We start from the raw sequence: 10861 nt of genomic DNA on the forward strand, positions 1-10861 counted from the left end.
ATCCATCCGACGTTCAAAATTCGCCGGCCAGGGCTGCCACACAGCGCTCGCACAGCTCTGGGTGTTCGGCAAACTCGCCCACCCGGGTGGAATAGTTCCAGCAGCGCACGCATTTTTTCCCCTCCGCTGGCTGAACGGCAACCTGTAGATCCTCCTCTCCAGGGCCGGCCTTGACCAACTCGACTTGGGAAGTGATAAACAGGTAGCGCAGCTCGGCTGCCCGCTCCTCCAGCAGGGCATGTAGGTGGGGATCCGCCACCTTGAGGATGAGTTTGGCCTCGGTGGAAGCGCCGATGACCTTGTCGGTGCGGGCCTGCTCCAGGGCCTTGTTCACCTCCTGCCGCACCGCCCGCAGCTTTTCCCAGGTGGCGGCCAACTGGGGATCCCGCCACTGCTCCGGCAGCCGCATCCAGCCCCCTTCGAACACCGAGCGGGTGGGCTTGGGGTAGGGCAGGTAGCTCCAGATCTCTTCGGCTAGGTGGGAGAGCACTGGGGCAATGGCCTTGGCCAAGTTCTCCAGCACCAGCGACAGCACCGTCTGGCACTGCCGCCGCCGCAGGCTGCGGGCGTGGCTGATGTAGAGGCGATCCTTGCCGATATCCAAGTAGAAATTGGAGAGATCCACCACACAGAAGTTTTGAACCGCTTGGAAAAAGCGGTAGAACTGGTAGTTTTCAAACGATTCGGTGATCTCCGCTCCCACCTCCTGCAGGCGGTGCAGGATGTAGCGATCCAACTCCGTCAACGCTTCAAAAGGAACAGCATCCTGCGCCGGGTTGAAGTCGTAGAGGTTGCTCAGCAAAAAGCGGGCCGTGTTGCGGATCTTGCGGTAGACATCCGCCATCTGCGCCAGAATGGTCTTGCCTATCGGCACATCGCCGGAGTAGTCGACGCTGGAGACCCACAGCCGCAGCACATCGGCCCCGTAGGCGGGATCCGTCTGCGGATTGCTGCCGCCGTTGATGAGCAGCAGGGGATCGATGACGTTGCCCAGGGACTTGCTCATCTTCTGGCCCTTTTCGTCCAGCACAAAGCCGTGGGTGAGCACCGCCTTGTAAGGGGCCTGGCCGTTGACGGCCACGGAAGTCAGCAAGCTGGACTGGAACCAACCCCGGTGCTGGTCGGAACCCTCCAGGTAGAGATCCACGGGGTAGCCCAACCCGCGTGCCCGGGCCACCGCCGCCCAGGAGGAGCCGGAGTCAAACCAGACATCCATGGTGTCTGTGCCCTTGCGGTAGGTGCGGCCATGGCGGCGGTACTGCTCCGGCAGCAGCTCTTCCACCGGGCGCTTCCACCAGGCGTCGGATCCCTCTTGGGCGAAGATGGCCTTGATGTGGTCGATAGTTTCGGCTGTGAGCAGCACCTCGCCGGTCTCCTCGTCGTAAAAGACGGGGATGGGCACGCCCCAGGCCCGCTGGCGGGAGATACACCAGTCGGAGCGCTCCTTGACCATGGCGGTGATGCGGTTTTCCCCTTCCGGCGGGATCCACTTCACGGTTTTGATGGCCTGCAGAGCCAGCTCCCGGAAGCCGGCTACAGAGGCAAACCACTGCTCGGTGGCCCGGAAGATGGTTGGTTCTTTGGTGCGCCAGTCGTAGGGGTATTTGTGGTTGTAGGGTTCTTCCTTGAGCAGGGCGCCGACAGCCCGCAAAGCCTTAATGACAGCTAGGTTGCCACTGGTTTCTGGTTCTTTGGAGAGCACATCTAGCCCGACAAACTGGGATCCGGCCTCGGCGGTGAATCTCCCCTGCTCATCCACAGGGCTGAGGATGGGCAGGCCGTATTTTTGGCCGGTCTTGAAGTCCTCTTCCCCATGCCCCGGCGCCGTGTGGACAATGCCGGTGCCGGACTCGGTGGTAACATAGTCCCCCAGCACACAGAGGCTGCTGCGGTCGAAGAGGGGGTGGCGTCCCTGGCAGTACTCCAGGGCGGATCCCGGCAGGGTGGCCTTGACCTCTAAGGGGGTCTCCAGGACTTTCTCCAGCCGCTGCCGCAAATCGGCGGCAATCAGTAGTAGGCCGAAGCGGGGAGACTCCACCACCGCATAGGTAAGCTTGGGATTGAAACAGAGAGCCAAGTTGGCCGGGATCGTCCACGGGGTAGTCGTCCAGATGGCCGCCCGCAGGCCTGGCAAGAAGGGCTCCAAAATCGGCTGCGCCGCCGGGCTGAGGCTCTGCAGAGGAAAAGCTACGTAGATGCTGGGGGAGATGTGGTTGTCGGGATATTCCAGCTCCGCTTCCGCCAGGGCTGTCTGGGAGCTGGGGCTCCAGTGGACGGGCTTGAGGCCGCGGTAGATGTAGCCTTTAAGGGCCATCTGGCCAAACACCTCGATCTGGGCCGCCTCGTACTCCGGCGATAGGGTCAGGTAGGGCCGATCCCAATCTCCCCATACCCCCAGCCGCTGAAAACTGGCCCGCTGCACGTTGACGTAGTGCAAGGCGTACTCTCTGGCCTTTTGCCGCAGTTGTAGGGGGGTGAGGCTCTGCCGCTCCTGGGGGGAGAGGCTTTGCAACACCTTCAGCTCGATGGGCAGACCGTGGCAATCCCAGCCGGGCACATAGCGCACCTTGCGCCCCTGCAGGAGGTGGTACTTGTTGATGATGTCCTTGAGGATCTTGTTGAGGGTGGTGCCCATGTGGATGTCGCCATTGGCATAGGGCGGCCCATCGTGCAGCACAAAGGGATCCCCAGGATTGTTCTCCGACAGACGCTGATAGATTTGCTCTTCCTGCCAAAAGGCTTGGATGGCGGGCTCCCTCTTGGCAGCCTCCGCCCGCATGGGAAACTGGGTTTGCGGCAGGTTGAGGGTACTTTTGTAGTCCACGGCAACTTGAGCAGGCTAAAGGGCGTCCTTCTATCCTACGCCGTTGCCTCGTTCTCAGTCTCCTTGGCCTGAGGGGAAGGGATCCGGCCCGCCACCTTGGTAAAGATTTGTGCTAGCCTCAGGATGTCGTTGAGTAAGGGAGGTTCCAGCGGATGCCAGATAATAGTTGTTGTAAGGGTCGTCAAGTTGGGTTCAGCCGGCTGTGCGCCGGGGCTGTTCTCTAACGGCCTGAACTCAGATCCTTAGCTTGCTGAGGAGTCTTCGCGTTCTGGCTCGCTTGGAGTTCCTCCCGGCAGTCAGGTTCCAGTTGAAGGCCCGCTAGACCGCTCTCTCCTGGACCGCCTGTTTTGCCTGGGTGGTGGGGGAGAGCGGATAGTTTTTCTGCAAGTTTTCGACGACCGCCGGGGCTTGGAGTCGAGCAGAAATCTTCCGAGGGCTTCCAGACCTCTCAAATCTCAGCTTCGCCCAAAAGATCTCAACAACTACCCAGGTCAAGAGTCCTTAAGGGCTGTCGATCCCTCAGGGTTGAATGACGAGGCGCCGGCTTTCGACAACAAGGCCACTCTGGTTGACTAGCATCACCGAGAGCCAGCGGGCGCCAGCTTCTGGCGGCGCATCTGCCTGCAGGAAGAGCCCGCCCGCCTGCAGAGGTTCAAGGGCAAACGAAGTTAGATCTAAGTAGCCGGCCGCAGCCACGGGCTGCTCCTCGACGGCGCCCAACAGCAAAGATTGGGCGAGGGGCTCGGCCACAATGGCCTGCAGCGAGTAGGGGGATCCCGGCTTGACCACCTCCGGCAACCTGAAGGTGACGGTGGGGGGCGCCGAGCCGGAGGTGAGGGTGCTGGCCTCCCGCAGCACTTCCTGCTCCACCAACAGCAGTTGCTCCGGCTTGGCCGCATTCGGGCGGTAGCGGTTGCGCACCAGGGCAGAGGCCTGCACCTGAAACTCCCCCCGCGCTGAAGATTGGGATCCCTGCACTTGGCTGGCGATCTCGGCCACGATCTCAGGGCCTAGCCGCCGCCAAGAGAGAATTTCCGCTGCGTAGGTCAGCTGGGGATGGGCCTCCCACAGCTTGCGAATGGCCCTTTCCACCCCCTGCCGATCCAGGCCGTCGCGGTGGCGGAAGTCGGGGCTATAGCCGGCCATCACCTCCTCCAGATCCCGCCGGTTGGCGGCCTCTATTTGCTCTTGCAGCCACTTCACCAAGGGAGCCGGTGCCGGGGCGGAGACCTGTTTTTGGATCCCGCTTTCCAGAGGCAAGGGGGCAGCCTGGGCCGCTGCCTTGCTGGGCAAAGGGATCCCCCAGCTCAAAGTCAGAGCAAGGAACCCAAGCAGTTGGGAAAGGGTGGATTGGAAGCTCAAACTGGGGGCCTCCGGCGGCAAATCTGCCTTTCTTTAGTTTAGCTTGCTGAGGATCGAGGTTTTGAGGTTTGGCGTTGCCTCACTGGAGTGGGCCTGGGTTTATCCTGGGAGCTGGGTTCTCGGCGAGGTGTGCATGGCGTCCCACCACTCCCCTGCTTTCTTAGCTTTGGTCAACGAGGCCAAAAGCCGCATCCAAGAGCTGACAGTCGAGCAAGTCAGGCAGAAACAACTGCAAGGGGATCCCTTTTATTTGGTCGACGTGCGGGAAGAGTCGGAGTGGCAGGCCGGCCACATCGTCGGCGCCATTCACCTCAGCAAAGGCATTATTGAGCGGGACATCGAGAAGGTGATCCCAGACAAAGAAGCCGAGATTGTCCTCTATTGTGGCGGCGGCTTTCGTTCGGCGCTGGCAGCCGATAACCTGCAAAAGATGGGCTACCGCCGCGTGATCTCCATGGACGGCGGGATCCGCGCTTGGCGAGAGGCCGGCTTTCCCGAATCTCAGCCCTCACCCCCAACCCCTCTCCCAGAAGCGCCCTCACCCCCAGCCCCTCTCCCAGAGGGAGAGGGGAGTTAGAGCGGTGCGTTCGCAACCGCGTCGCCTAGCAATAACGCAGAAGCCCTTGGCTACTGCTTCGCAGTTGACCAGCGGCCTAGGTAGCCGGTTCCTCTCTTCCCATCTGCTTTCCCAAGGTAAAGAGAACTATATTGGTCTCTAAGGTCATCGGCCCAGATCTCCCTCTCATCCCCACCATGCTCCAAACCCTGCCCCGCCTGGATATTGCCACTCGTTTGCAGCAGTTGCGCCAGCTTTTGCAGGAACAAAATCTCGATGGCTTTTGGGTGCCCTCGGCTGATGAGCACCTCAATGAGTATTTGCTGGAATATCGCAAGCGGCGGCAGTGGATCACGGGCTTTACCGGCTCGGTGGGCGATGCCCTAATCAGCCAAGACCGCGCCTGGCTGTGGGTGGATCCCCGCTACCACGAGCAGGCGGAGCGGGAAGTGGATCCCGACCTGTTTACGGTGATCAAAGGCGGCCTGCCGGATCAGCCCAGCCTGATGGAGATCGTGGAAGAGCTGGGATCCGGCTTTCGCCTGGGGGTGGATCCTTTTACGGTGTCGGTGGCCACCTACCGCCAGTTGCAAGCCCACGCCCAAGCCGGAGGAGTGCTGCTGGTGCCGGTTAGCGAAAACCCACTGGACAAGCTGGCCAAGGAATCTAGCCAAGCCCTCTTGGAGCAACCCATCTACCCTGTCCCTGCCCAGCTCTGCGGAGCCCCCCCCAGCGACAAGCTGGCCCAGGTGCGCCAGGAGATGCGCCGCAAGCGGGTGGGACTGTTGCCCCTAACCAAACTGGATCAGGTAGCTTGGCTGTTTAACCTGCGCGGCTCCGACATTCCCTACAACCCGGTCTTCCGCGCCTATGCGCTAGTTGCCCTGGAGAGGGTTGCCCTGTTTACTGATCTGGAGCGCCTCACTCCCTCCGCAAAGCAAGTGCTGGCTGAGGCAGGGGTAGAGCTCTGGCCCTACGAGGCCTACCGGGAACAACTGCCCCAGTGGGCCGAGCGCTACGGGCCAGTGGGAGTAGATCCCAAGCAGACTACCCAGGGCACGCAAGAGCTGCTGCGGGGGGCAACCTGTCGCGAGTTGGATCACCCCGTGGATCTCCTCAAGGCGGTCAAAAACCCCACCGAGCTGGAGCAGATGCGCCTGGCCAACCGCAAAGCCAGCCGGGCCAAGATCCGCACCCTGGCCTGGATTGACCGGCAAATCCAAGCAGGGATCCCCATCAGCGAAGCCGATGTGGCCGCTGTTATGGAGGCCCACTACCGCGAGGAAGGGGATTGGGTGGGCCTGAGCTTCAACACCATTGCCGGGGCCGGCGCCAACAGCTCCATCGTCCACTACGGCACCCCCGATCCCCAGAAGTTCTTGCAGACAGGCGAGTTGTTTCTGTTGGACTCGGGATCCCACTACCTGGGGGGCACTACCGACGCTACCCGCACCCTCTGGATTGGCTCGCAACCCGCGGATCCCTTGTGCAAGCGGCGCTACACCGAGGTGCTCAAAGCCCACATTCACTGCGCCCGCCAGATCTTCCCCCCCGATACCTACGGCCTCTCTTTGGATGGCATTGCCCGCTCCAGCCTCTGGCAGGCAGGGCTAGACTACGGCCACGGCACTGGCCACGGCGTCGGCGCCTTTTTGAACGTCCACGAGGGGCCCAATGGGATCCACCGCCGCGCCAGCACCCCCTTCAAGGTAGGCATGATCACCAGCATCGAGCCAGGTTACTACCAGCCAGGCTGGGGCGGGATTCGCCTGGAGAACCTCTACGAGGTGGTTGCCCTCCCCGAGCCAGAGGGCTGGATGGGCTTTCGCTCTCTGACGTGGATCCCTTTTGACAGGCGTTTGATCGATTGGGATCTCCTAGACGCGGCACAGCGGGCTTGGCTTGATGAGTATCACCGCCAGGTCTACGCCATTCACCACGCCACCTTGTCAGAACAAGATGCCGCCTGGTTAAAACGCGCCTGCGGCCTCGCCGAGTGAGACTGCCCCTGGCCAGCCCCTTCCCAGCTCGCTCAGGGCCCCAGAACCCCGACCGCCAGCGGCACCTCTAGCGACAAGGGATCCCGCCATGAACCCGACAACCCAACATCGGCTCATCCTCAAAATTGTGGCCGGCTCCGCCTGGGCCGATGGGCACCTAGAGCCGCAGGAGTTGGCCTATCTGAGATCCCTGCTGCGCCGCTATGGTTTGGAGCACGATGCCGAGCTGCGAGAGCTGATCCAAGAGCCCATTCCGATGGCGCAAACGGAGCGCTGGATGGCCGATTATCTCGCCCAGGCCACCGAAACCGAGCGCCTACAACTTCTGGGGGCAATCGGCAACCTGATGATGGCCGACAACGCCGTTTCTCCGGAAGAGCACGACCTTTTGGATGACTACTACACCCTAATGGCAGGGATCCCGCCTCGCCCAGAATCGGCACCCCATCTGGTGAAGGGCGTGGGGCAGTTTTTCCGGCGCCTGGTCAAGGCTGTAAGGGGGGACATTGCTTAATCAATTCTTAGCTGAAAAATAGGGTTCTCATAACCTGTACGAGGTGCAATCTACTTCTGGAATAGACATAAGTTTGGAAAAGTTAAAAACTTGCTCTGAATTCTATAATTCTATAAAACGGCTAGATTTCATGGATAAATAGAAGGGGCTGTGCTAGACTGAAGTCATCGCTGGGGACAGGGCTATGGCTGAGCGTTATAGACAGGTAGAGCGGGTTGGGTTTGGCTCGCGGCTGGCCAGTTCTTTTGTATCAGTGTTTGTTGGATTGATTTTATTTTTGGGATCGTTCTGGCTTTTGTTTTGGAATGAGGGGCGGGTCAACCTTGCCCAAGTGGCAACTGGGGCCATTGAAATCAGTCCATTGGGCTCGCCCTCTGCGCCTCTTGGAAGCTTAGTATCGCTCACAGGCCCAATTACCAGCAATGAGCTTTTGGGCGATAATCTCTTCCTGCGGCCAGGGCCGTATATTGCCGTCAGGCGCAAGGCGGAAATGTATGCTTGGGAAGAGGAAAAAGAAACTCGCACTCAAGAGGAGTTTGGCGGATCGGAAGTCAGAGAGACAATCTATACTTACACCAAAGTCTGGACGGAAAACCCTGAAGATTCAAGCCGGTTTTATCGCAGCAGTGAGCACGTCAACCCACCGATGGCTTTTTCCAGCCAACTCTTTCGAGTCAGCCAGGCTCAAATTGGGAATTACCGAATTGGAATGCAAGATTTGCAGATCGAAACTCCCTACGCTGTTCCTCTGGAGCCCCAAACGTTGATCCCGGGGATCCCAGCTAGGGTGGAAGGCTCTTATGTTTTCAAGGGGCGGGGAACCCTGGCCAATCCACAAATTGGCGATATGCGAACTTCGTACACTGCCTTGTACAGCGGAACTCAAGTAACTGTCTTTGGTCGTTTGGCCACCCCTAACAGCCTAGAGAGCTACCTGGGGCCGCGCAGCATTCGATTTTATCGGCTATTTGCCAGCGATCGATTTGCAGCCATTGAGCGTCTTGCTGCCGAACACAATGCCCTGACTTGGATCCTGCGCTTTGTGGGATTCTTGATGATGTGGATCGGGGCCGACTCTTTCTTCGTCCCCCTTCATACGATGCTCAGCATCTTTCCTTTTCTAAGCGGCCTGGGGCGATCTATGACGAGAGTGGTCACCTTTTTCATAGCCTTGGTTTTAACAGGGACGACTATTTTAGTCTCATCGATAGTGCATAATCCGGTGGCGCTGCTCCTCTGTTTGGGTGTGGCGGGAGTTTTCATCCTCAACGTGCTGGGGCGACGTCCCAGACGGCAAGTGGCAGGTTTTTAAGAGTTCCTCTGCCGGCACAGCAAAGAGCTTGCAGCGCTGCTGCATCCATTCAAACAAATATGGCTGCTCCGAAGAGCAGCGAAATAGCTTGTCTCGATTCCTCTTACTTTCCCCTCACCCCCAACTTCTCTCCCGAAGGACAAAAGGAGCTGGGGATCAAGGCAAACGGTTTCAACGCAATTTGGAGCGACCAACCTACTAATCCCCGAAGGTTAAGAGCCGCTTTGTGGCTGCCCTAGCAGATTCTTTTTCCTATATTGATCGTTGGCCCATGAGTTTGTACAGTTGCTCTCCGAGGATCTGGATGCCGCTGAGGATGCGCTCTTCCGGTTGGTAGCTGAAGGCGAGGCGCAGGGCGTGATCCCCTTGGCCATCAGCAAAGCAGTGGGTACCCGGCAAGAAAGTTACCCCCAGCGCTCGGGTGGCCTACAGCAAGGTGTTGGCACTCAGGGGAGGGGGCAGCTCGCACCAGATAAAGAATCCACCCCCAGGGGCCTCCACCTTGACTTCAGGGGGAAAACATTGAGCGATGGCCTCCAACATCAGGTGGCACTTTTCTCGGTAACGGCGGATCAAAAGCTGAATGTGGCTCTCTAGGCGGCCTTCCCCGCAGTATCGGGCCACCACCCGGCCCAAAAAAGGCCCCAGGGATCCCTCGCTGCGAAACATCTCCAAGCGGCGGATGATCTCGGGATGGCCACAGGCCCAGCCCACCCGCACCCCCGGCGCCACAATCTTGGAAAAGGTGCCCACGTGCAGAACCCAGCCCTCTTTATCCAGCGCGGCCAAACTGGGCAAGGGATCCCCGACAAAGCGCAGGTCGTAGTAGGCCTCGTCCTCCACCACCACCACGCCGTATTCAGCTGCCAACTGCAGCAGCTTCTGCCGCCGCGGCCAAGAGAGGGTGCGGCCCCTAGGGTTGTGAAAGGTGGGAATGGTGTAGATAAAGCGGGGTGGGATCCCTTGGCGGGCTAGCTCGCGCAACACCTCTTCCAGGCGATCCACCACCATGCCCTCCCCATCCACCGGGATCGAGATCAGACGCGCCCCTGCCGCCGCAAAACGGCTGACCGCCCCCATGAAGGTGGGCCCCTCCACGATCACCACATCCCCCGGCTCCACAAAGACCTGGGGCAAGAGGCCAAGGATCTGCCCAGAGCCATAGCCGATCAAGAGGTTTTCCGGCTGCGCCTCCACCCCTCTGGCCCGCATCAACTGCTGCACCACCTCGATCAACCCGGCAAAGGTGCCGCCGTAATTGAGGGCAGCATCCCCATCTTCCGCCAACACCTCCGCTGTCGCCCGCGCCAGGTCGGCCTTGGGAAACAACCGCGGATCCGCCAGGCCAAAGGTAAAACTGGTTACTACCGGCACCGCCCCAGCGATCTCCGCGCCAACAGGAGGCGGGATCACCGCCTGGGCCCGCCGGGCGAACAGGGTCTCTAAGAGGGGCCGCATCCGAATCTTCAAGGCAGGAGAAGAACTCAGGCCAACGCTTGCCACGATAACAAGAACGAGCTGGCTAAGATCAGGGATCCCAAAAACTGTCGCCAGCCCCGGCAGGGGATCTCCGCCAAGACGCCACCGGCACTCAGGCACAAAAAGGGCAGGGCCACCAGGCCCCAACGGGCGCTTTGCTGCAACAGGTTCATCTGGGGATCCCAAAGCCAAGCTGCTAGCACCCCCATCCACAGGACATGGCCCAAACCAGCCAAGCTGAGCAGGGTTTGTTGGCGTTCCGCCCAGGGCCAACCCAGCCGCACCAAGGCCAGCCCCAAGGGCAACATCAAGGTGGCCAGAACAGCCAGGCCGCTTTGGCTGGTGAGCGAATAGGACACCGTCGCCGTAGGAAAGCGCTCTGTCCCGGTGAAGGGATCGGCGGGCAGCTCGACCCGCAGCAACCAGGAGAGGCCAATCACCAGCAGCAGCCAGAGTAGCCCTTGCAACCGCTGCCGCGGCCAGTGTTGGCTAGTCCATAGCGCCCCCCAGAGCAGGGCCAAGAGCCAAACTTTGTAGCTCAAGGCACAGGCCAGCGCCAAACCCCCCCAGCGCAGGCGGGATCCCGGTCCAACACCGCTGCTGACCAACAAGACCAGGCTGGCCAAGATCTCGTTGCCCGGCTCCAAACCCTGGGTCAGCACCCAGGGGCTGAGTCCCCACAGGCCAGCGCTCCAGAAATTGCCCCAGCTCCAGCACAACAGCAGGATTACCAGGCAGGCCAGGGCCGAGACAGCTCGCAGGATCCCTTCGGGGGGGATCCCGGTTCCCTCAGCCAGCCAGGGCAGTAGCCCGT

9 protein-coding genes are annotated in these 10861 nt (G+C 60.4%); 4 read left to right on the top strand and 5 right to left on the bottom strand.

Annotated elements, in window-relative coordinates; translation table 11 throughout:
* Positions 1 to 13: 13 nt before the first annotated feature.
* Both ileS and NW809_RS00580 read right to left on the bottom strand, forming a co-directional pair.
* A complete protein-coding gene (ileS, locus tag NW809_RS00575) occupies positions 14 to 2779 on the bottom strand; it encodes an isoleucine--tRNA ligase (protein ID WP_414401322.1) in 2766 nt (921 codons plus the stop codon).
* A 564-nt stretch (positions 2780 to 3343) separates the two neighbouring features.
* Entirely contained in the window at positions 3344 to 4117 is a 774-nt protein-coding gene (locus tag NW809_RS00580; protein ID WP_240527866.1) for a nuclear transport factor 2 family protein, read from the bottom strand.
* A gap of 202 nt (positions 4118 to 4319) precedes the next feature.
* Between NW809_RS00580 and NW809_RS00585 the strand changes: the two genes are divergently transcribed.
* From NW809_RS00585 to NW809_RS00600, 4 genes are all read left to right on the top strand, one after another.
* Positions 4320 to 4763, top strand: a complete 444-nt coding sequence (locus NW809_RS00585) for a rhodanese-like domain-containing protein (protein ID WP_414346436.1) — start codon at positions 4320 to 4322, stop codon at positions 4761 to 4763.
* A gap of 131 nt (positions 4764 to 4894) precedes the next feature.
* The gene (locus NW809_RS00590) at positions 4895 to 6742 is read left to right on the top strand and encodes an aminopeptidase P family protein (RefSeq protein WP_414401318.1); all 1848 of its coding nucleotides are present in this window, start codon (positions 4895 to 4897) and stop codon (positions 6740 to 6742) included.
* Positions 6743 to 6830: 88 nt separating this feature from the next.
* Positions 6831 to 7256 (top strand): TerB family tellurite resistance protein, encoded by a 426-nt coding sequence (locus tag NW809_RS00595; RefSeq protein ID WP_011430539.1) that lies wholly within the window; start codon positions 6831 to 6833, stop codon positions 7254 to 7256.
* A gap of 184 nt (positions 7257 to 7440) precedes the next feature.
* Positions 7441 to 8568 (top strand): TMEM43 family protein, encoded by a 1128-nt coding sequence (locus tag NW809_RS00600; protein WP_414401319.1) that lies wholly within the window; start codon positions 7441 to 7443, stop codon positions 8566 to 8568.
* A gap of 252 nt (positions 8569 to 8820) precedes the next feature.
* Here NW809_RS00600 and NW809_RS00605 read toward each other — a convergent pair whose 3' ends face one another.
* The 3 genes from NW809_RS00605 to NW809_RS00615 all read right to left on the bottom strand — a co-directional run.
* On the bottom strand, positions 8821 to 8967 hold the full coding sequence (locus NW809_RS00605) for a hypothetical protein (protein ID WP_206336951.1): 147 nt from the start codon (positions 8965 to 8967) through the stop codon (positions 8821 to 8823).
* A 27-nt stretch (positions 8968 to 8994) separates the two neighbouring features.
* Complete coding sequence (locus NW809_RS00610) at positions 8995 to 10026, bottom strand: PLP-dependent aminotransferase family protein (protein ID WP_414401320.1); 1032 nt, start codon at positions 10024 to 10026, stop codon at positions 8995 to 8997.
* A gap of 26 nt (positions 10027 to 10052) precedes the next feature.
* Positions 10053 to 10861, bottom strand: an 809-nt coding sequence (locus NW809_RS00615; protein ID WP_414401321.1) for a hypothetical protein, incomplete at its 5' end; no start/stop codon positions are given.

Source organism: Synechococcus sp. WC101 (assembly GCF_047461555.1).
Lineage (GTDB): Bacteria > Cyanobacteriota > Cyanobacteriia > Thermostichales > Thermostichaceae > Thermostichus.

Excerpts from the sequence above, each read along its gene's own strand:
- ileS (WP_414401322.1), bottom strand. The coding sequence starts at position 2,779 with ATGCGGGCGGAGGCTGCCAAGAGGGAGCCCGCCATCCAAGCCTTTTGG.
- NW809_RS00585 (WP_414346436.1), top strand. The coding sequence starts at position 4,320 with ATGGCGTCCCACCACTCCCCTGCTTTCTTAGCTTTGGTCAACGAGGCC.
- NW809_RS00595 (WP_011430539.1), top strand. The coding sequence starts at position 6,831 with ATGAACCCGACAACCCAACATCGGCTCATCCTCAAAATTGTGGCCGGC.
- NW809_RS00600 (WP_414401319.1), top strand. The coding sequence starts at position 7,441 with ATGGCTGAGCGTTATAGACAGGTAGAGCGGGTTGGGTTTGGCTCGCGG.
- NW809_RS00610 (WP_414401320.1), bottom strand. The coding sequence starts at position 10,026 with ATGCGGCCCCTCTTAGAGACCCTGTTCGCCCGGCGGGCCCAGGCGGTG.